Consider the following 22,652-nt stretch of genomic DNA (forward strand, 5'->3'; position numbering starts at 1 on the left):
GGATGAACCTTTCAGGCAGCAATTGTTTAGCATTTATACTGCGTCTGCGCACACTTATGTAGATGGCTACACGACGTGTGCACTTCCTTGTCTAAATGCCAAACACTTTGCTGTAAAAACGTACGACAAAGGTCAACACGCTCTAGGTGTTGTTGATTGACGCAATTTCATGCCACGACTATTATTTTTGGTAACTCTCTGAAATAGATGCCAGAATATTATGTATTGCATAATGGTCATGGAATTGCGTCAATGTCGCATAAGATAAAACCCAGTACGCCTCAATCCCCTGCCCGTCGCACGCTTCTCAAAGGCGGCGCAGCACTCGGAATTACCGCAGGGGTTACTCCCTTTGCCATTGGTCAAGCAAAACCCACACTTAGGGTATTAGGCACGCATGTCACGTTACAAGAAGAACTTCGACAACGTGCCATGCAAGATTTAGGGATAAATATTGTTTTTGAACCCGGCGGCAGTGCGGCTGTACTTCAAAAAGCATCAATGAACCCAACATCGTTTGATCTCTACGAGCAGTGGTCAAACAGCATTAATGTATTATGGCGTGCAAAAGCGATACAGCCGATTGAGAAAAAACGAATTGCGTATTGGGAAGAGATTAATGATCTGTCTAAAACGGGCAAGCTTACTGCAAACGCAAGAATGGGAGCGGGCGACGCACCACACAAAATTATCAATGTGCAAGACAACGGAACGCTAGGTGAACGCCACACAGATACCATCAGCTTTTTGCCTTACGTACACAATGTAGACTCCTTTGGCTACGATAGACGCCTGCTCCCCCTAGAGCTTCAAGGTGAAGCCGAAAGCTGGGGGTGGCTGTTAGATAGTCGATATTCTGGTAAGGTAGCGATCGTAAATGACCCCACCATTGGTCTTTTTGACTTAGCACTCGCCGCCCAAGCGAAGGGTTTTGTTCAATTTGATGATATTGGTGCAATGACCGAAGTTGAACTAGACAATCTTTTCAGCGTACTAATAGAACTCACACAGTTAAATCACTTTAGCGGTTTTTGGACTTCAGTTCCTGAATCGGTTCAATTCATGAAAAGCGGCAGAGTTGCGATTGAAAGCATGTTTTCACCTGCGGTATCTGCGCTAAACGGCCAAGATATTCCAGTGACATTCGCCGCTCCCAAGGAAGGCTATCGCGGCTGGCACGGGGTTATGTGTTTGTCATCCGCTACCCACGGAAGAAGCAAAGATGTTGCTTATGAATACATGAATTGGTGGCTGTCTGGTTGGCCAGGTGCATTTATTGCCCGCCAAGGCTATTACATTTCGAATCCACAGCGGTCCGCAGAATATCTATCTGAGGCCGAGTGGAATTACTGGTACAAGGGACAAGTGGCGACGGCGCCACTCAAAGGTACCGATGGCATGATAAGTGTCGAAAAAGGAGCGCAGAGGAATGGCGGTAGCTACGAAGAACGGTTTAGCAACGTGGCAGTATGGAATACGGTTATGCCGACTTACGAATATAGCCTGCAAAAGTGGTATGAGTTTATTACGTCATAGACCCTTCTTGTCTTTGTGTTCATGAGATAGGACTTTACTACCATCATGCTATCATCAATTCGAATACAACTGATTGCCGTGCTAGTCGCTCTTGTAGCACTCATACTGGCACAGGGATTCATTGCCAGAGAAAACCAAGCCATTCTCAATAGTGGTGTGTCCGCGGCTGCCAAGGCAGTTATAGATGTGGGGTTAGTGAAAGAGCTTGAACGCGATGTCGTAGACTTACAACGCAATGTGCTCATTTTTAAAGAAAACGCCAGTCAATCAGCCATCACTCGTTTTGGCAGATTGATGGTAACGATCAACTCCAAACTCGACCAGTTAGCAAAAGCCGACTCACCTGATGTTCGAGCCGCTGACGATTACATTTTAACGCGCATGCGTGAGCACCTTACGGCGTATCAAGAGAATTTCAACCAAGTGGTTGATGCGCGCTCAGAGCGCGATAATTTAGTCGCCTATGGCACATTGTCTGATATCACAACGCTAGAGCGAGCACTTCAAGATGCATTAAATAAAGGTGCATTAAACGAAGCGTCGATTGACAGTGCGCTGTCGCTACTTTTGCGTGCGGAAAACGCCATGCTTAAATATTTGTCTAAGCCTGACATTAGCTATACCAAGCTTTTTAACGAAGCCATTAATGATTTCCAATCTTTACCATTGTCTAACGACGAAGCAGTTCAAGGTCGTATTGTTAGACTGACGGAAAAAGCAAAGGCCGACTTTTTTAAGCTCACTCAAATAACCCAAGGTAATTTATTTTTAGTTAATGTAGTAATGGCAGGGTCTGCCAACGAATTCTTGTATTTAAGTGGAGAGTTAGCAAACAAAGTAACGTCTGACTCAGAAATCATAACCAAACGTACATACGCGCTTGCCAAGAGCACGCAACAAAATGGTGAGCTATTCTCGCTTTTTGCCATTTTATTGGCATTAATTGCAGCCCTCTTCTCTACGCTTCGCATTTTGGGCCCCATTCGTTCCATAACCGAAGTATTCAACAAACTTTCGCGCGGCATACAAATCTCTCATATTCCCGGCAGCACACGTAAAGATGAAATTGGGAAACTGGCTAGGGCAGCGTTGGTGTTCAGTGATAAAAATCGCCAAACGGAAAAACTGCTGGCAGACACACAAAATATGAATGCCCAGCTTGAGAATCTTAATAAAGCGCTAACTGACTCAAAAATTAAGGCTGAACAAGCTACGGCCTCTAAAAGTATCTTTCTTGCCAATATGAGCCATGAAATTCGCACGCCGATGAATGGGATCATAGGCTTGATAGAACTAGCGCAACAACAGGATTTAAGCCCAACAGTTAAAGGCTACCTTGATAAAGCTGCCTACTCAGGACAAATATTATTGAGTGTTATCAACGACATTCTCGACTTTTCGAAGATAGAAGCGGGCAAACTAAAAATAGAAGAAGTTAGCTTTTCCCTTCATTCTTTGTTTGACAATCTTATTGCTGTAATCGCACTTCGAGCGAAAGAAAAGAACTTGTCCGTTCATTTTACTGTTAACCCTAAAATTCCACCCCAAGTGATAGGCGACCCGTTACGTATTGCACAAATCATTATGAACATTGGTAATAACGCTGTTAAGTTTACCGAGCAAGGAAGAATTGATATTGAGTTTGACGGTGAATTAAATGCGAGCGGTAACGTCTTGTCACTGACAATGCGTATTACTGATTCTGGTATTGGAATGAGTAAATCGCAGCTTGCCAGAATTTTTAACCCTTTTACACAAGCCGACGGCTCTACCAACAGGAAGTACGGGGGTACGGGTTTAGGTTTAGCTATTGTAAGTCAACTCACTGAACTTATGCACGGCCAGCTGCACGCCACTTCTGTACTGGGCAAAGGCAGCATGTTCGAGGTTTCATTACCACTTAAAGCATTTAAGAATCAAAGTGGTGTATTAGAACGCGTGCCCGAGTTACCGAGCGATTGCGTTTATATCACCAAAGAAAAGCTTTTGCCCCGCAGTTATTGCAAACAAATTAATGTAAATAGCAGCGCGATAATGTCAGTTGAAGAGGCTAAGCAGGCTGAATCATTACCCTCTCACATACTCGTCGACATTCCAGAGTTTAGTGCATTCAGGCTCAATATTGCGTGGTTAAATCAGCTACTAGAACAAGGGAAATCCATTGGGTTGATCATGGAAAGTGCTGGCAGTGCGTTGCAGTCAAAATACGCCTCATTGTGGAAAGGGCCGTTTATTATGCACCCATTCACACCGGCACAGTTCGAGCGTTTCGTTAACCAAATGATTAACAATGACGATGAAGCTGCGATGGATTTTGAGGATGACAACCAAGCAGTTAGTCTTGAAGGCCATGTTTTACTTGTCGAAGACAACAACATCAACCAATTGGTCACAGGAGAAATGCTAACTAACCTGGGGCTTACGTTTGATATTGCTGAAGACGGTAAACAGGCGGTCCAAAAAGTCGAAAACTCCCCGGAGTACGACCTTATTCTGATGGATGTTCAAATGCCCGTGATGGACGGTTACGAAGCCACCATCTCATTAAGAGAAAAAGGGTACAAACATATCCCTATCATTGGCCTGTCAGCTAATGCAATGAAAGAAGATAAACAGAGCGCAATAGAAGCAGGTATGGACGACTACCTGACCAAACCTATAAAACAAAAGTCTCTGGTAGCACTTTTAACGCGTTACTTGACGAAACAAAGTGGCCAACACCGAGCGTAACGTGTGGATTGTATTAAAATCAGGGCAATGACATAAAGAAAGGGCTGTCTATAAGACAGCCCTTTTTTTCAAATAGCACAGTTGCCAAACGTTACAGCGCCTGAATTGTCTCGAACTGCTCTTTAAGCTTAGCTAGGGCTTTTTCACCCTCCTCTAACTTAGCACGCTCTTTTTCAATAACGGCTTCTGGTGCGTTGCTAACGAACTTTTCGTTACCCAATTTACCACGAGTACGAGATACGTCTTTCTCGATTTTCTCCATGGCCTTGGTAATACGAGCAAGCTCTGCGTCTTTGTCGATAAGCCCCGCCATTGGGATGAGAATTTCCATCTCACCCACAAGCGCTGTTGCACTGGCTGGCGCTTCTTCACCGTCTTTCAATACCGTTACGGTTTCAAGTTTAGAAAGCTTATCAAGGAACGCTTTAGCGGCATCAAGTCGACGCGCATCCTCATCACTTACGTTCTTAAGTAACGCATTAAGTGGTTTGTTTGGAGAGATATCCATTTCACCACGGATATTACGAATACCCACGATAAACTTCTTCACCCACTCAATGTCGGCAAGCACTTTATCGTCTTGCTTCGCAGCATCAACTTCAGGGAATGCCTGAACCATAATGCTTGCGCCCTCTTCTACCTTGAGCGCACTTAACGGCACAACACGCTGCCAAATAGTGTCGGTGATAAATGGCATAAGCGGGTGCAATAATCGAAGCAGGCTTTCAAGCACGTTAATTAGCGTATGACGCGTACCGCGCTTTTCAGCTTCGGTGCTAGCGTCATTGTTAAGCACTGGTTTAGTCAGCTCTAGATACCAGTCACAGAATTGGTTCCATGTAAACTCATAAACCGTTTGCGCTGCAATATCGAAGCGGTAATCTTCAAGGGCCTTTTCAAACTCAACCAGTGTTTGTTGGAACTTTGCCCAGATCCAGCGATCGGCCATACTAAGCACCATCTCGCCGCCGTCACGACCTGTATCGTGCTCTTCTGTGTTCATTAATACAAAACGCGATGCATTCCAAATTTTGTTACAGAAGTTACGGTAGCCTTCAACACGGGCCATATCAAAGTTGATATCGCGGCTGGTTGACGCCATCGCTGCAAAGGTAAAGCGCAACGCGTCTGTACCGTAGGCTTGAATGCCATCTGGAAATTGCTTGCGAGTACGCTTAGCAATTTTTTCAGCAAGCTGCGGCTGCATCATACCCGCGGTGCGTTTAGTCACTAACGACTCAATATCAATCCCGTCGATCAAATCAATTGGGTCTAGAACGTTGCCCTTCGATTTTGACATTTTGTCGCCGTTCTCATCGCGGATAAGGCCGGTAATATAAATATCTTTAAACGGGATTTTGCCAGTAAATTTCTTGGTCATCATGATCATTCTGGCAACCCAGAAGAAGATGATGTCAAAACCCGTTACCAATACTGAAGACGGGACAAACGTTTCCAGATCTGGTGTTTCTTCTGGCCAGCCCATGGTTGCGAATGGCCAAAGCGCACTTGAGAACCAAGTATCAAGAACGTCGTCATCTTGTGAAAGGGAAACGTCACTACCAAGTCCATGCTTTTCACGCACTTCCTCTTCGGTACGGCCAACAAAAACGTTACCGTTTTCGTCGTACCACGCAGGGATACGGTGTCCCCACCACAGCTGACGTGAAATACACCAATCTTGAATATTGTGCATCCACTGGTAATACGTTTTGTTCCAGTTCTCTGGCACAAATCGAATTTCGCCACTTTCTACTGCTTCAATAGCAGGCTTTGCAAGAGACTCAACGGCAACATACCATTGGTCAGTTAGGTATGGCTCGATGACTGCACCGGTTCTGTCGCCGCGCGGTACTTTTAGCTTATGAGGTTCAATCTTAACCAGTGAACCTTGTGCTTCTAGGTCTGCAACAATTTGCTTACGCGCGTCGAAGCGATCTAAACCACGGTATGCTTCTGGCGCATCATCGTTAATTTTTGCATCGTCAGTAAGAATATTGATCATAGGTAGGTTGTGACGCTTACCCATGTCGTAGTCGTTGAAGTCGTGAGCTGGCGTAATTTTAACGCAGCCTGTACCAAATTCTTGGTCGACATAGTCATCGGCAATCACTGGAATTAAACGACCAGTAATAGGCAGCTTAATTTCTTTGCCGATAAAGTCTTGATAACGCTCGTCATCTGGGTGTACTGCAACCGCTGTATCACCTAGCATAGTCTCAGGGCGGGTAGTCGCTACAACTAACTCACCGCTGCCATCCGCAAGCGGATAGCGCATGTGCCACATGTGGCCGTCTTCTTCTTCGTTCAGTACTTCTAGATCTGATACCGCAGTGTGAAGCACCGGGTCCCAGTTTACCAAACGCTTACCACGATAAATAAGGCCTTCTTCGTGCAATTTCACGAATACTTCTGTCACAGCTTTAGACAGGTCTTCGTCCATGGTGAACACTTCGCGCGACCAGTCAGGTGACGTACCCAAACGACGCATTTGGCCGGTAATAGTACCGCCGCTGTGCTCTTTCCATTCCCACACTTTTTTAACGAAGTCTTCGCGACCTAAATCGTGGCGAGTCTTACCCTGTGCGTTAAGCTGACGCTCAACGACCATTTGTGTTGCTATACCCGCGTGGTCTGTACCCACTTGCCAAAGCGTGTTGTCACCTTTCATGCGGTGATAACGAGTAAGGGCATCCATAATAGTTTGTTGGAAACCATGGCCCATATGAAGGCTACCCGTTACGTTAGGTGGCGGAAGCAAAATACAATATGGGTCGCCACTGCCTGAAGCTTTAAATAAACCCGCATCTTCCCATGACTTATAGCATTGCTGCTCGATGGACTGCGGTTCAAAGGTTTTATCCATTACTTACTCTCAAATTGAAGCTGAATGCGAATGACCTATGCAGACTTAAACTGCATGTTGCAACCAGCTTGCTGATAGTTTTTATATCTTACCCGCGCCGCTTGCTTAGCGTTTTCATCCACGGGTACAAAATCAATAATTTGGCGATGTTGGTTGGGCGAAGGCACCATGCCAGAGCCCACGTTTACCACCATTTGTCGTCTGGCTACCTGTTGCGGTTGCCAACAAATTTCTACCGGCGTACCCGTTTGTGGACCTTCACCGTGAAGGTTATGGGGAACAAAACGGTCTGACGGTAGCTGCCACAACAATTCATCAACCTGCTCAGCCTGCGCCTGAGTGTCGCACAATACGCTAATTTTTTGTTTATTAGCGTATGCCGATGCAATCACTTCACTGGCGCGGCCTGCCACACCGTTGTCGCTACTGGTAAGTTGATAAAAAATAACCTGTGGCATGAATAATTAGTCCTCTAACTTGATGTCAGCGCGGTTCATTAAGAACTGAGACAGCATAGGCACTGGACGGCCCGTTGCGCCTTTGTTCTTGCCACTGCGCCATGCTGTACCTGCAATATCAAGGTGCGCCCAGTTGTACTTCTTGGTGAAGCGCGACAAGAAACAGCCAGCGGTAATTGAACCAGCAGGACGACCGCCTAGGTTTGTCATATCGGCAAACGGACTTTCAAGCTGCTCTTGATAGTCGTCCCATAGCGGTAAACGCCACGCACGATCTGAACTTTGCTCAGATGCATTAAGTAGCTCGTGTGCTAGAGGGTTGTGTGTGCTCATTACCGCTGTTGCATGGTGACCAAGCGCGATAATGGCCGCCCCCGTAAGGGTAGCTACATCGATTACCAACTCTGGCTCAAAACGCTCAACGTAAGTTAGCGCATCACAAAGCACTAAACGGCCTTCGGCATCCGTGTTTAACACTTCAACCGTTTGGCCCGACATTGTCGTTAAAATATCGCCCGGACGATACGATTTGCCGTCTGGCATGTTTTCACAGCCAGCAAGTACACCAATAACGTTAATCGGCAAATTCAGCGCCGCAATGGTATGCATGGTACCTAGTACCCCTGCTGCACCACCCATGTCGTATTTCATTTCATCCATCGCTTCGCCAGGCTTAATTGAAATACCGCCTGAGTCGAAGGTTAAGCCTTTACCAACAAGCACGATAGGCGCTTGGTCAGCAGGGCCACCACGATGGTGCATAATACTCATCATGCTTTCATTCTCAGAGCCACGACCAACCGCCAGATAGGCCTGCATGCCAAGCTCAGCCATTTGGGTTTCATCAACCACTTCAGCAGTAACGCTATCGTATTGGCTTGCTAATTCTTGTGCTTGTTGCCACAGATATTCTGGATTACAGATATTTGGCGGCATGTTAGCCACATCTTTGGTTACTTTGGCGCCGCGAGATACTGCAAGACCATGCTCAACGGCACGCTCTCCTACCGTTAGCTCACGGCGAGTAGGTACATTAAATACAATTTTGCGCAGGGGACGACGAGGCTCGCCTTTTTTAGTTTTAAGCTGCATGAAGGTATACAGCGTATCTTCAGTCGCTTCTACTGCTTGGCGCACTTTCCAATACGTATCGCGACCTTTAACGTGTAATTCAGTTAAGAAGCACACTGCTTCCATTGAACCCGTTTCGTTCAGCGTTTGGATCGTTTTGGCAATGATGTTTTTGTACTGGCGCTCGTCTAGTTCACGCTCTTTACCACAACCGACAAGAAGGACTCGCTCGCTCAGTACATTTGGCACATTGTGTAAAAGCAACATTTGACCTGCCTTGCCTTCTAAATCGCCGCGGCGTAGCAAGTTGCTGATGTAACCTTCACTGATTTCGTCTAGCTGTTCAGCCACTGCCGTTAGGCGGCGCGGCTCAAAGACACCCACAACAATACATGCACTGCGTTGTTTTTCTGGACTGCCACTTTTTACACTAAACTCCACGATATCACCTCGCTTTTCGTCGTTTATGGTTTGCACGATGACTAAAATCACGTAACGTTTCGCGCTGCTTTATGTTTTAATACACAGCATAACTATTGATTACGCTGCAAATCACGCAAAACGCCCTATGAAATATAGGCTATTTTTGCGTCAAAACACCATGCAAACGGTTTATGATTGCAGGCAAAACTTGTAAAAACGGTAAGTTTAAACAAAATTGTGCATTCTTTCACTAAAATTCCTAATTTTCCGGAAGGACTGAGATGCTGATATTCCGCTATTTACTTAAGGAAACGCTGAAATCTCAGTTAGCGATTTTCTTCATCTTAATGGCAATTTTTGTCACCTTGAGGTTTGTGCGCGTTTTAGGCGACGCTTCTGATGGTGATATCCCTGCAGGCCTTGTTTTAGGCTTTTTAGGTTTATATGCCCCAATACTCTCATCACTCGTGTTACCCATCAGTGCGTACTTGGGCATTATGTTGGCCCATGGCCGATTGTATGTAGACAGTGAAATGACCGTCATGCGTGCCTGTGGTATCAGCGAATGGTACGTCACGCGGGTTATGTTGTTTTTATCTGTGCTGATAATGGTAGTCACAGGGGCCATTACGCTATATTTCGCACCACTGGCGGCGGAAAATGAATACCAACTACGCGAGAAAGCCCGCAGTGAGGCAGGTATTTCTGCACTTATGCCTGGACGATTCCAGCAAACTGGCAATGAAAAGGCCGTTATTTTTGTTCACGACGTTGATAGCAATAGTGACAATGAAGACCAGTTACTTCGCGTATTCTTGTCGCAAAATCAGACCGAAGGTAATGATGGCGAAGTGCGGGTAGTGTATGCACAAACGGGCGAAGTAGCCAACAACCCAGACGGCACGCGAAACCTTGTACTTAAACAAGGTGTGCAGTATGAAGGCAATCAATCTGAAAAGGCTTATCGCAAAGTTGAGTTTGATGAATACCAAATTCAGATTGCAGATAAACCCGCTGATGAAACCCGTAAAAAAGTGAGCGTATTACCCACATCAGAACTATGGGAAGATGACAGTATTGAGGCACGTGCTGAGCTTCAATGGCGTATTGCCATTCCATTATCTATTCCATTTTTGGTCCTAATCGCGGTACCGCTGAGTGCGGTAGATCCTCGTCAGGGACGCTTTGGTAAAATGTTCCCCGCAATACTGTTGTACTTAGGGTATTTCTTGTTATTACTTGCAAGTAGACGCGTACTCGAAGATGGCAAAATGCCACCTCAATTGGGGCTTTGGTGGGTGCACACAATCATGCTAATAATTGGTATTACCTTGATTGCTCGAGATAGAAAAACCGGCACACAATTTCGTGCGTGGATATTGGGGAAAAAGTAAATGTTTAAAATCCTCGATCTCTATATTGCGCGCACACTATTAGGCACAATAACGGTCACACTAAGTGTCCTTATCGGTTTAAGTGCACTCATTAAGTTTGTTGAGCAGCTAAGAAAAATCGGCGAAGGTGACTATGACATGATGGTTGCTTTTCTCTATGTTTTACTGAGTTTACCACGCGACTTAGAACAGTTTTTCCCGATGGCAACCTTGCTTGGCGGCCTGATTGGTATGGGCGTGCTGGCGAGCAATAGCGAGCTAGTGGTGATGCAAGCAGCGGGACTCAGCCGCTGGAATATCATTAATTCTGCCATGAAGTCGACATTGGTCATGATTTTACTGGTAATGGCTGTGGGCGAATGGGTTACTCCCTACAGTGAAACCAAAGCCAAACAAATTCGTACCGAAGCCATTTCTGGCGGTAGCTTATTTTCATCTGACAAATTAGTGTGGGCTAAGGATGGCGAGCGATTTGTGAGTATTGGTCAGGTGCTTAGCCAAGACTCGTTAAAAGATATTAGTATCTTTAATTTTAATGATGATTTATCTCTGCAAAGTATTACCTATGCCAAAAACAGTGAGTTCGATGGCGATGGTTGGTGGCTAAGCGATGTCGAGGTAACGCAATTTAGCGATACTCAAGTAACGCTTGAGACCAGCGATAGTATGCGTTGGAACTCCACACTCACTCCAGATAAGTTGGGTATAGTTGCAGTTAAGCCAGAGGCATTGTCGATAACTGGCTTATTAGATTACGTAAACTACCTTGAGAATAACCAGCAAGACCCTGCTCGTTACGAATTAGCGCTTTGGCGAAAGATCTTTCAGCCCATATCGGTTGGCGTTATGCTGTTAATGGCGTTGTCATTTATCTTTGGCCCATTGCGCAGTGTTACTATGGGCGCACGCGTGATCATGGGCGTGCTAACAGGCTTTGGCTTCTTTATTCTAAACGAAGTATTTGGGCCGGTAAGCTTGGTGTATCAACTTCCGCCTTTCTTGGGAGCCTTACTCCCTAGCTTACTTTTTGCTGCTATCGCAGGAATAATGTTAAGGCGCTAATTCGCGCCTTACGCTATTTACCAACTTTTGTGGTCGTTGGCTTCTTTGGTGAGCTTTAACACCTCGGTCTTCGCAAGGCGGTCTTGCAGTGATTGTTTGTTTTTAAAATCGAATAAAACAAGCAATGTACCCAAACCGCCCAACGATGCTATTAAGCGTATGAACAAGCGCGGCCACGTCATTGGCTCTTCAACCGTGCTATAAATGCGCAAACGCCATGCACGCATGCCTAGGGTTTGACCGCCTCGGCGCCAGAACCACAAGAAAAAACCAACTATCCACACGCCTACCCACGTTTGAATAAGCAGTTTATAGCCAAATGACGCCTGAATAAGATCAGCAGGCTCAGCATAACCTTGTAAGTCAAGCACACCATTTTTCAGCATGACCACCAGCGTTACGATCATCACCATGGCAGCGCACATACCCACGGCAGTTGCCACTAGCGTATCGTAAATCATTGCCAACAGGCGACGCAAAAAACCTGCTCGCTCCATTTGCTCAGTATTTTGCGTTTGAACTTCGTTGTCATTGGCTTGAACAGCACGTGCTGCTTTCTTTTTTCTGTCTCTGGCCATGAATAACCCGTTTTAAAACTTCATTGGCGCGTAGTTTGCCACATTAGCGTTAATCTACAAGCAATCATAAGTGAATCAGGTGATTAAGCATTTAGTCAGTATGAATATGAGCGATACGTCAGCAAAAGCTTACAGAGTTACTGTTCTACCGGTTTTCGCAGCCTCAAATATCGCATTTACAATTTTGATATCAGACAGCCCTTCTCTACCAGTTACCATTGGCTGTCGCCCGGTTAGTATGGCTAAGGCATCGTTATCCATTTGAAGCGTTTGCTGCATACCGTCTATAGGGGGGAGTATTTTCTCGTCTGACGTCGTGCCCGTTACACCGTTATAGCTCTGCATGGGCTTAAGTTGATACCAACCGTCTTCGCAGTCTGCTTTAAAGTGGTTGAATCCTTTCACAACACTCGTACCACAGTCAGCCACCAGCCCGCCCCCAAAATCCATGGTAAACAAGGTAGTTTCATCAACTTCGGTAAATTTCTCAGGAAAGCGTTTTGGAGGGTGATTGCCGGTAACCGCCACTGGCTCGCGGCCAGTCAAAAAACGCGCACTGTTTATCGCATAAACCCCCATGTCATAAAGTGCACCGCCTCCCATATGCTTTTTCATACGCCAGTTGTCTTTTGCTCTCCCCTGCCCGGCATAGCCCGCGAAACTCGATACCCCCGTTATATTTCCATAGGGCTTTGTCTTCAGATACTGACGAAAAGTGCGTGTATTCGGTTCGTGCTGCATGCGATAACCAATAGACAAGGTAACATTATTGCTTTTACAGGCATCGATGATAGCTTGGCACTCCTTGCTATCCATTGCCATAGGCTTTTCACACCACACGTGCTTTCCGGTATTTGCAGCTTGCACCGCAAAATCTTTGTGTGTTCCAGTGGGGGTAACTACATAGATAATGTCGATGTCATCATTGTTCGCAACCTCGGCCATGGTGCGGTACAGGTATACGTTGTTATCCTTGATACCATGCTTTCTTTGCCACTGAGGAATTTTTCCTTCGCTTCCTGTAATGATGCCTCGCAGCTCACAATACTTGGTGTGCTTTAGCGCTGGTGCTAATAAATTCGTGCTGTAATTGCCCAGCCCAAGCAAAGCGACGCCTAATTTCTTTTTAGGGGGCTGAGCTAGTAAATAAGGGCTGTGCGCAATGAGCAAACCTGAGCCAGTTAATTGAAGAAAATGACGGCGAGTGATGCTAGGCACAGGTACTCTCCATAAGAAAAAGATCCACGTATAGTTTTAATAGTGTCCGCTCTGTATGGAAAGATCACTCTGCTATTTCTTCAAACTCACCTTTATATTTTTCGCTACAAATACTGCGTTCATTAATTCAGAGTTTCTTCGAAGTGCTATACATAAATAAGTGCGCGATAAAGACATCTCATTTAAAGCTAAGACATGGATAACATAAGCCTTACTTAGCGTCATTTAATAGTGCAATAAGCACGTAAGCTTACAGAAAAATGTTCCCATATTCGTGCATCCATTAACCATTGTTAATCGTTATTGCTATTACAAATGGATAATGGACGTAAATACGGTGACAGCAAAAACTCTGGTAACAATACTTATCGCTAGCTCATTTTCGCTCGACATGTGTACTGCAATGGCATTAGACGACCCCGAAGGTGATATTGAGCATATTCGAGTACGTGGTGACTCGTCTGTAAAAGATGGTGAGTTTATCTCAGCTTCGCAAGGGTGGGTGTCTGGTGACACCTTAATTGAGCGCCCAATGTTGCGCGCCGGTGAAATACTTGAATTTATTCCAGGCATGATGGTGACCCAACACAGCGGTTCGGGGAAAGCCAACCAGTACTTCCTGCGTGGTTTTAACCTCGACCATGGCACCGATTTCACTGTACGTGTAGATGGCATGCCAGTGAATATGCGAAGCCACGGACATGGCCAAGGCTACAGTGACCTTAACTTTATTATCCCCGAATTTATCGACAACCTAAGCTACTTTAAAGGCACCTATTATGCCAACATCGGCGACTTTTCGAGCGCTGGCGGGGCGTTCTTCAACTTAAGGAACTCACTTGAGCAAAACCAGTTGTTCTTAGGCGTAGGAGAATTTGGGTTCAAGCGAGCCGTCGCATTAAATCACTTTGAGTCTGGAGAAAGCCGCGTTATTACAGCTTTGGAATATCAAACCTATGACGGTCCGTGGACTGACGTTGACGAAGATGTAAAAAAGAAAAACGCCCATATTCGTTATATTACGCCCTTGCTAGACGGCCAACTCGCCATTACAGGTATGGCCTACGATAATAGTTGGAACGGTGCTGACCAAGTACCTGAACGCGCTATTGAAAGCGGCTTAATTGACCGTCTTGGCTCTATCGACACCCAAGTTGGCGGCGATTCGTCTCGCTATAGTCTCTCCGCAAACTATACCAGTGATACATGGAATGCCTCACTTTATGCCATAGATACAACGCTTAGCCTTTTTTCTAATTTTACTTACTTCCTTGATAACCCTACGACTGGCGATCAATTCGAACAGGCCGACGACCGAAAAATTTACGGTGGTGAAATATTCACTACCCTTCCATTGGCGCTTACGGATGGAAGCAGTATTACGCTAGGTGGCCAGTGGCGTTTCGACGATATTGAAAACGTGGGTTTGTATCGCACCCAAAACTTAACCCGCTTTGGCACTATTCGAGAAGACGAGATTAAAAGCAACAGCTATGCACTTTTTGCTCAATCAAACATTGTATTGAGTGACGCACTAAGCCTGTCATTAGGTGCTCGATACGATTACTTAGATGTGGACGTTACTAGCAATCTTGGTACTAATTCAGGAAGCGAAAGTGACGGTATATTTACCCTTAAAGCGGGCTTGAAGTACAGTGTATCAGACCAACTCACCGCATTTGCCAACATTGGGCAGGGCTTTCATTCTAACGATGCACGAGGAGCAACAATTAGCATAGATCCAATAAGTGGTGACGCTACCGAAGCAGCTCCCTTATTAGTAAAGAGCCTTGGCTACGAAGCGGGCGTTAACTATACCGATAATAAAACCTATAACCTATCTGCTGCCCTGTGGCGCTTAGTACTTGATAGCGAGCTGGTATATGTTGGTGATGCAGGCTTTACTGAAGCCAGTCGCCCCTCAGAGAGACACGGCATTGAAGTGAGTGCCTACTACTGGATGAGCCATCACCTAACTGCAGATATTGAAGCAGCGTGGACAAAGGCACGATTTAGCGACAGCGTCGAAGGCGAAGGTCATCACATTGATGGTACCGTACCAGGTGTGGTGAGTGCGGGGCTGACCTACTTCCAAAAAAGTAATCAACTAGGGTTCAGTTATACCCTACGAGGCCGTTACTTAAGCTCTCGCACCGTAGAAAGTTTCGATGAAATATCACCGCCATCAACATTTTTAATTAATGCTCAAATTGCCTATCGCCAGCCAACATGGGACGTAACGCTAGAAGTACTCAATGCCCTAGACAGTGGCGATCACGATATTGATTATTTTTACGCATCTAGGCTGCCCGGAGAGCCAGACGAAGGGATTGAGGATTTGCATTATCACCCTGTAGAGCCGAGAAATGTTCGCCTTACCTTTTCAATAAAGTATTAATACATAAGCGCTATGTTGTTTAGAAGTCTGTCTATTGATTAGGTAATCATTCAGGTAGTTGTATATAAAACATGCTAGTTTAAGAAGTAGCCGCCAAACAGTTAAAGCAATAAATAAATGGCCGCACCACAACGATAAAAATAGGAGCAACAATGGAACACGAAACTCTGTTTCCTCTGCTGTGTAAAACCGCAGACGGCGACAAAAAAGCGTTCGCAGAGCTTTATAAGATAACAAGTCCACAGCTCTACGCTGTTGCTTTAAGGCTTTTAAAACGTCCCGAACTTGCTGACGAAGCCACCCAAGACGCCTACATCAAAATTTGGCATAACGCCGGTAACTATCAACGAGGCAAAGGTACGGTACTTACCTGGATGGTCAGTATAGCTCGCTATCGTGCGCTCGATTTAATCCGCTATCACAATGTTAGAAATGAAGTCGAATTAAAAGATGATGCACCGTCAGGTATGGAAACTACGCAATCAATAAAGTTAGAGGCAGAACAAGCAAAATTAGCCTCTTGTTTAGATGAACTTGATGGACCACAGCGTCAAGCTATCCATTTAGCCTATGTGAATGGTATGTCACATCAAGAGGTGGTGACTCACTTGGCGTCACCACTTGGAACCATTAAAAGCTGGATAAGACGAGGCTTGCAAAGCTTGCAGAGGTGCCTATCGCTATGAATTATTTAAAAGAAGAACGATTAAACGCTCTCGCGGCTGAATATGTAGTTGGAACGCTGCGCGGCAAAGCGCGAACGCGCTATCAAAAGCTAATGATGCAGTATCAGGCTGTTAGCGATGCAACCGCACAATGGGAGCAATATCTTACTGGGTTTGCTGAAACCTTGCCTCCGGTGACACCACCTGACAGCGTGTGGGAGAATATACAAATTAAGCTTGGCCACAAGGCGGCCAATGATACAGAGTATGTCGATCAAACGACTAGTACTAAACCAAGTGGCGACAATGTAGTTGCTCTTGAAAAAGTAAATCAGAAGCGTTGGAAGAACTTATCGTTCATATCCACAGCTGCTGCAATGGTGTTGGCCGTATTGCTTTTCGTCATGCAACCTGCGCCTACCCCAGAGGTTTCCCATATTGCCGTAGTCAATAATGCTGATAACACGCCATTGTGGGTGATAGAAGTTTCTGACACGACTATGAATGTTAAGGTCACCGATGCATTTGTCGCGTTAGCAGACAAAGACTATGAGCTTTGGATGGTGCCGGCAAACGGCGAAGCACCAATTTCCCTCGGCTTAATGCCTGAGGTTAATGGCGACACGCGCGCGACACCAGATATCTTGCTAGATCAAAGTATCGCGGCGTTAGCAGTGAGCTTAGAAGCACCAGGCGGCTCGGTAACAGGCGCACCAACGGAAGTGCTATATATAGCGCCGATTGTTTCCGTGTAATTTCCCGCGCTAAGCTGCATACCAAAAGGCCACGAAACGTGGCCTTTTACTTTTCATAAAAACTTTTTTCTAATTTTTTAAACAATTTTGCATCTAAGGTGAAACCTCGGTCGTTTGGTCTCTTGAACTCATAAAAAACAGAGAGACTCGACATGATACAATTTAAACGCAAAACTTTGTCACTGGCTATTGCCGTGACATGTGCAGCTGTAACTGCTGGCGCAATAGCGTCAAGTCACCGAGAAGCACCGAATATCACTCGCCACCCAGCGTTAGATAGCACCGACTTTTATGCTTTCAATAGCTATGAACAAGGTCGTGAAGATTATGTGACTTTCATAGCAAACTATATTCCACTGCAAGATGCCTACGGTGGTCCTAACTACTTTGCTATGGATCCCAACGCGCACTACGCGATTCATATTGATAGTGATGGCGACGCGGTTGAAGACCTAAGCTTTGTTTTCAAGTTTAACAATATGCTTGCCGCCGAGAACGAAGGTATTGCCCTGCCTATCGGCCCTGAAGGCGAACAAAAAATGGTGAAAGTGCCGCTTAAAAATGTAGGCGGTATCAGCGCAGATGATTCAAGCGCAGCGAATTTTTCAGAGATGTACAGCCTTACTATGGTGAGCGGCGACATGCAGACAGGCACGCGCACTACGCTTACTCCCGCCATGGGCGATATGTTCAAAAAGCCGCTTGATTACATTGGTAACAAAACCTTTACCAGTGAAACTGAATACGCGCGTTATGCTGAGAGCTTTATTTACTCATTCAGTATTCCTGGATGCGATGATATGGCCAAAGTGTTTGTTGGTCAGCGTAAAGACCCCTTCGTTGTTAACTTAGGCAAAACATTCGACTTGGTAAATTATGTACCTGTTGAGGGCGACAGCGCACCGGGCGCAGGTGATGGCGAGGGTTTTCCTGGCGGTATAACGCAAAGCGCGATGAATGACGACTTAGCCGATAAAAACGTGACAGCGTTATCTATTGAAGTTCCAAAAGCGTGCATCACTGGTGAAGGTAACGGCGTAATAGGTAGCTGGACCACGGCAAGTTTACCGCAGGCGCGCATCCTAAACCCAGATGCCACTTTTGCGAAACCTGAGGCTAATGGCGGCGCGATGACTCAGGTGTCTCGTTTAGGTAGCCCGCTAGTCAATGAGCTTGTTATTGGCATTGGCGATAAAGACAAATTCTCAACTTCTCACCCAAGTGCAGACGGTCAATTCGCTGATTATGTAACCCACCCTTCTTTGCCAGAACTACTGAACATTCTGTTTAAAGATGCAGTGAATACTACGCTGGGCACGGATATCGAGACCCTTGCGCCGACTAACTTCCCGCGTATGGACTTAGTGACAGCGTTCCTTACAGGTTTCCCAGGTGTTAACCAGCAAGCAACGGTTACAGCATCAGAAATGCTGCGCCTAAACACAGGGATCCCAGCAACGCCAGCCGAATCACAGTCAGCATTTGGTGTTGCAGGCGATGACTTAGCAGGATTTCCTAACGGTCGCCGCCCTGGTGATGACGTGGTCGATATTGCCCTTCGCGTAGTTATGGGCCGCTTGTGCTATCCCATCCCGGTAGCAGTTGAAGATACAGACCTGGGCCTTTGTACACCAGAAGACGCTAGTGTGGGTAATGTACCTTTCACTGATGGCGCACCTGTAGATGCAAGTATGATTGATTCATCATTTCCGTACCTAAAAACACCACTTGCTGGCTCTGAATAAGGAGATCCATCATGTCCATGAAGATTAGGTTATTTAACAAGAATCCAAATGCACCCGCGTTTGTGGGTTCGGCTCCAGCCCCTTTCCTAAAGCACAAAATGTGGGTCATTTCTGGATTGGTACTAGCGCTATCTGGCTGTTTCGATAGTGATGACGATAACGATTATCAAGCGCCAGAAGAAAATGCAGCGCCCGTAGCCGTTGATGAAATGCTGACGACACAAGCAGATATTGCCTTTGAGGGTACGTTGACAGCAACCGACGCCGATGGTGATGCGCTTACCTTCGGGCTTGGAGAAAACGGTACATTAGGTAATGCCAAAGTTAATGCTGATGGCAGCTTTACCTACGCACCTAACGCTCAGGTAACGGGTATTGATAGCTTCACATTCACCGTTTCTGACGGCGTAAACCCAGAGGTTACGGCCACCGTAAGCGTTACGATTGAGGCTCAGCAGGTATCGTTCTCTAGCTATACCCGTGATGCCTTTAATCAAGCACCCATCGATGAACCTCTGCCAATTAACGGGCGCGAGTTCACTCAAGATGCTGACGAGACCACGTTCGATGATCTATTGATTGGTCAATAACGAACCGTCAGTACACAGTGTCAACCGCAAAGCCAAGGACGGCTTTTTTAAAGGAAGTTCTAATGAAGTTTTTAAAGCATTCAGCTCTGCAATTCGCTTTAGCAAGTGTATCGCTGGCCTCGATAGCTTGTTCAGCGTATACCCAAACTGGAAATCTAGATTTTAATACGGTTATCGCAACATGGCAGCCTGAGCAGCTATCAATAGAGAGTATAGATGAAGCGGAAGAGGTGCTGTCTTCAAGTCGTTACCTTTCAGCATCTGGAGATGAAAGAGAACGAGTAACGCGTTTTGTAAACTTCATGCGAAACGACATTAGATTACTAAGTGCCGGACAAAAAGAGCGTTTAGTGTTATTAGAAGCTCGATTATTACAGGGCATTCATAAATTTGAGCAAGCTCAACAACACCTTAAAAAAATAAATCACTCTCGCTCTCCAGCTGCACAATTACTGTTGGCAGATATCAATATACAACAAGGTAATATTAAAAAAGCAAAAGAATACTGCGAGAAATTGGTAGGTCAAACAAGCTTTTTGATAGCCTTTACGTGCATGATAAATGCCGATTTTTCACAAAATAGAGATGTAAAACTGCTCAATAAACTTAGCGCATTTGAGCGCTACACCAGTAAAGCAAGACCTGCTGAGCGCCAGTGGTTTTATGAAGTACTATCAGATATGGCACTGCGACTTGGTAATCCTGAAGCAGCAATTACATATCTAGTAAAAACTAATTTTGAGCAGCTTCCCATAAGCGCAATGCTAGTTTGGGCCGACGCTCATTTTGCATTGAAAAATTACGAAACGATAACCTCTACACTTGCCGCCGTCGTGTCTGATATATCGACAGCCGACGATGGCCTACTTCTTAAATGGGCAATTGCCGAGAGAGCACAAGGTATTGTGTTATCTGAAGTGCAAAATCAACTTGCTAAGAACATGGAAATTCGAGTATGGCGCGAAGACAGCTCTCACGCTGCACGAGTTGCCACGTACTTTTTAGAGATAGAACCTGATTATCCATTGGCACTCAAATTTGCTGAACTCAATTGGCAGTTCGCACAGTCACTGGATGACCAAGAACTTTTGAAGCGCGCTCGCCAAGCTAATGGTGTCTCAACCAATGCTTAACGCTTTCAACTACTTTAGTGTACGAATCATGAATAGATTTATCGCATTTTTTATTTTTGCAGCCTTCAGTGCTTTCACATTTTCACACGAATTGAGCAACGGCTATTTAACGCTTAAAAACAGTTCAAGTGAATCGCTTTTGGGCGAACTTCTACTAAAGCCTGAAGATATTGGACGAGCCGCTGGTTTGGACATTAACAACGATGGGAGTTTGACTTGGGGTGAGGTCAACAGAAACCATAATGTAGCAAACGACTACATTCAAAAACACTTAGTGATACGAGGCAGCGAAACGCGATGCTCCATTAGCGTAGCCCAACCCTCTCTACGGGAGATATCTGCTGAGTCGCTACTCGCATATCCACTATCAGTAAATTGCGCTTCTTTAAACGAAGTGTCGATTCAGTACACCGGCATAGTTAATAACTTTCCAACGCACAAACTACTCACAACACTAACGTTAAGCGACCACACAAATGTGTATGTCCTAACCGATGAGCGACCTCTTATAACTATATCAGCTGATGAAAACAACTGGATTTCTCAGTTTAACGAGATGGTTTATCAGGGAATTTGGCACATCTTTATTGGTCTAGATCATATTCTGTTCTTAGTGGCTACGTTGCTTACCGTGAATCTTTATAGAGAAAATAAAAGCTGGGTAAAAAAACATAGCAAACAGCATATCATCAAAAGTACGGTAATTTTAGTGAGCACGTTTACCTTAGCGCACTCAATTACGTTAACCGCAACAGCATTAGATGTTATAACGCTTGATAGCCGTATTGTTGAGTTAGGTATTGCCATTTCAGTGGTTATTACTGCCATCAACAATGTGTACCCAGTCATCATGCGCTTAGGGTTTATTACTTTCGGGTTCGGCCTACTTCATGGAATGGGGTTCGCCAGTGTTTTTGGCGACCTTAATGCTCAGTCGAACAATTTGGTAATGAATGTTCTCGCCTTTAATTTAGGCGTTGAGATTGGCCAACTCGCCATAGTTACACTGCTATTACCTTTATTAATCTTACTTAGAAACATACGGTTATATTCAAAAGCTATTATGCCCATTGCATCGTCAATAATTGCGGTAGTAGCGATTAACTGGACACTCCAGCGTTGGTAAAGATCATGCTCTGTTGAATAATAAAGAAATGAATAAAGCAAAATACGCTTTTGAACAATCTTTCGGCACTTAATCACAAAAAGCTTAAAAAAATGTTGTATAGGCGCGCGGCATCGCTATAATGCCAAGCATCAACTCCACGTTGATAACCATACACAATGCCAGTGTGATGGAATTGGTAGACATGACGGATTCAAAATCCGTTGCTAGCGATAGCGTGGCGGTTCAAGTCCGCCCACTGGTACCATCTTCTTCTTTTTGAAGTTGATACTGAAACCGACCTTTGAGTCGGTTTTTTTGTGCCTGCAATTCGACAAATCGCTACGCAAGCTTGTCGGCCGAAGGTCGGTCCCATTAAGCCTACGTTTTTTGTCACCCAGATGTCAGTTTAGGCAAAAACGAATTAAACTCCATTTAACAGCTTCAAATCGGTATAATCGCGCGCAAATTATTGAAGGAAATAGAATGAAAGTTTTAGGTGTAGATTTAAAAAGTAACGACGCTACCGTATGTCTATTGTCGTTAGTTGACGGTGTATTTCATATTCCAGATTGTCGCTCTCGCCGCTTAACACTTGCAGACACTAGCGCTAAGGGTTTAAAGAACTTTCAGAGCACGTTTGCCAAATTAGCGGCTGATTATAAAGTGGATGCTGTTATCATTCGTCAGCGTCAGAGCAAAGGCAAGTTTGCAGGCAGCGCCATTGGTTTTAAGCTTGAAGCAGCCATTGAGCTTATCGACGATTTAGACGTGATTGTCTTCAGCCCAACTGACATAAAAGAATCGTTACGCAAAAATCCTTTGGCAGTGCCGTTCTCTGAAACAGGTTTAAAACAATTTCAAGAGCCCGCATTTACAACTGCTTATGCATGGCTAATGAAAAATGAGCACGAGGCTTAAGGCT

General features: G+C 45.3%; 17 protein-coding genes and 1 tRNA gene. 13 read left to right on the top strand and 5 right to left on the bottom strand.

Annotation, left to right across the window (positions count from 1 at the left end; all coding sequences use genetic code 11):
- Positions 1–252: 252 nt before the first annotated feature.
- Entirely contained in the window at positions 253–1,536 is a 1,284-nt protein-coding gene (locus tag LHL20_RS14485; protein WP_226433801.1) for an ABC transporter substrate-binding protein, read from the top strand.
- Between the two features lie 45 nt (positions 1,537–1,581).
- Positions 1,582–4,266 carry a hybrid sensor histidine kinase/response regulator gene (locus LHL20_RS14490; protein WP_226433802.1) on the top strand — a complete coding sequence of 895 codons (2,685 nt, stop codon included), beginning with the start codon at positions 1,582–1,584 and terminating at the stop codon, positions 4,264–4,266.
- A 91-nt stretch (positions 4,267–4,357) separates the two neighbouring features.
- Here the strand turns inward: LHL20_RS14490 and LHL20_RS14495 are convergent, their stop codons facing one another.
- The 3 genes from LHL20_RS14495 to pepA are packed head-to-tail and all read right to left on the bottom strand — an operon-like array spanning position 4,358 to position 9,102.
- Positions 4,358–7,132, bottom strand: a complete 2,775-nt coding sequence (locus tag LHL20_RS14495; RefSeq protein WP_226433803.1) for a valine--tRNA ligase — start codon at positions 7,130–7,132, stop codon at positions 4,358–4,360.
- A gap of 35 nt (positions 7,133–7,167) precedes the next feature.
- Positions 7,168–7,590 carry a DNA polymerase III subunit chi gene (locus LHL20_RS14500; protein ID WP_202262374.1) on the bottom strand — a complete coding sequence of 141 codons (423 nt, stop codon included), beginning with the start codon at positions 7,588–7,590 and terminating at the stop codon, positions 7,168–7,170.
- A 6-nt stretch (positions 7,591–7,596) separates the two neighbouring features.
- Positions 7,597–9,102 carry a leucyl aminopeptidase gene (gene pepA / locus LHL20_RS14505; protein ID WP_202266101.1) on the bottom strand — a complete coding sequence of 502 codons (1,506 nt, stop codon included), beginning with the start codon at positions 9,100–9,102 and terminating at the stop codon, positions 7,597–7,599.
- Positions 9,103–9,365: 263 nt separating this feature from the next.
- Between pepA and lptF the strand changes: the two genes are divergently transcribed.
- Complete coding sequence (lptF, locus tag LHL20_RS14510; protein ID WP_226433804.1) at positions 9,366–10,478, top strand: LPS export ABC transporter permease LptF; 1,113 nt, start codon at positions 9,366–9,368, stop codon at positions 10,476–10,478.
- Positions 10,479–11,540: an LPS export ABC transporter permease LptG gene (gene lptG / locus LHL20_RS14515; RefSeq protein WP_226433805.1), complete on the top strand. Its 1,062-nt coding sequence runs from the start codon at positions 10,479–10,481 to the stop codon at positions 11,538–11,540. It abuts the gene before it with no gap.
- 17 nt (positions 11,541–11,557) lie between these two features.
- Here lptG and LHL20_RS14520 read toward each other — a convergent pair whose 3' ends face one another.
- Positions 11,558–12,037, bottom strand: a complete 480-nt coding sequence (locus tag LHL20_RS14520) for an RDD family protein (protein WP_226433842.1) — start codon at positions 12,035–12,037, stop codon at positions 11,558–11,560.
- Between the two features lie 210 nt (positions 12,038–12,247).
- The gene (locus LHL20_RS14525) at positions 12,248–13,336 is read right to left on the bottom strand and encodes a Gfo/Idh/MocA family protein (RefSeq protein ID WP_226433806.1); all 1,089 of its coding nucleotides are present in this window, start codon (positions 13,334–13,336) and stop codon (positions 12,248–12,250) included.
- Between the two features lie 322 nt (positions 13,337–13,658).
- Between LHL20_RS14525 and LHL20_RS14530 the strand changes: the two genes are divergently transcribed.
- The 9 genes from LHL20_RS14530 (at position 13,659) to LHL20_RS14570 (ending at position 22,648) form a co-directional block, all read left to right on the top strand.
- Positions 13,659–15,734 (top strand): TonB-dependent receptor, encoded by a 2,076-nt coding sequence (locus LHL20_RS14530; protein WP_226433843.1) that lies wholly within the window; start codon positions 13,659–13,661, stop codon positions 15,732–15,734.
- A gap of 152 nt (positions 15,735–15,886) precedes the next feature.
- Positions 15,887–16,420: a sigma-70 family RNA polymerase sigma factor gene (locus tag LHL20_RS14535; protein ID WP_226433807.1), complete on the top strand. Its 534-nt coding sequence runs from the start codon at positions 15,887–15,889 to the stop codon at positions 16,418–16,420.
- Entirely contained in the window at positions 16,417–17,154 is a 738-nt protein-coding gene (locus tag LHL20_RS14540; RefSeq protein WP_226433808.1) for an anti-sigma factor, read from the top strand. Before LHL20_RS14535 ends, LHL20_RS14540 begins: the two co-directional genes overlap by 4 nt.
- A gap of 152 nt (positions 17,155–17,306) precedes the next feature.
- Positions 17,307–18,899, top strand: a complete 1,593-nt coding sequence (locus LHL20_RS14545; protein WP_226433809.1) for a DUF4331 domain-containing protein — start codon at positions 17,307–17,309, stop codon at positions 18,897–18,899.
- 11 nt (positions 18,900–18,910) lie between these two features.
- Positions 18,911–19,489 (top strand): Ig-like domain-containing protein, encoded by a 579-nt coding sequence (locus LHL20_RS14550; RefSeq protein ID WP_226433810.1) that lies wholly within the window; start codon positions 18,911–18,913, stop codon positions 19,487–19,489.
- Positions 19,490–19,551: 62 nt separating this feature from the next.
- A complete protein-coding gene (locus LHL20_RS14555; protein WP_226433811.1) occupies positions 19,552–20,622 on the top strand; it encodes a tetratricopeptide repeat protein in 1,071 nt (356 codons plus the stop codon).
- Positions 20,623–20,650: 28 nt separating this feature from the next.
- A complete protein-coding gene (locus tag LHL20_RS14560; protein WP_226433812.1) occupies positions 20,651–21,748 on the top strand; it encodes a HupE/UreJ family protein in 1,098 nt (365 codons plus the stop codon).
- Between the two features lie 160 nt (positions 21,749–21,908).
- Positions 21,909–21,995: transfer RNA gene (locus LHL20_RS14565), tRNA-Leu, on the top strand.
- Positions 21,996–22,213: 218 nt separating this feature from the next.
- Positions 22,214–22,648: a DUF3010 family protein gene (locus LHL20_RS14570; protein ID WP_226433813.1), complete on the top strand. Its 435-nt coding sequence runs from the start codon at positions 22,214–22,216 to the stop codon at positions 22,646–22,648.
- Positions 22,649–22,652: the final 4 nt, after the last annotated feature.

It is taken from the genome of Alteromonas sp. McT4-15 (genome assembly GCF_020515205.1).
GTDB lineage: Bacteria > Pseudomonadota > Gammaproteobacteria > Enterobacterales > Alteromonadaceae > Alteromonas.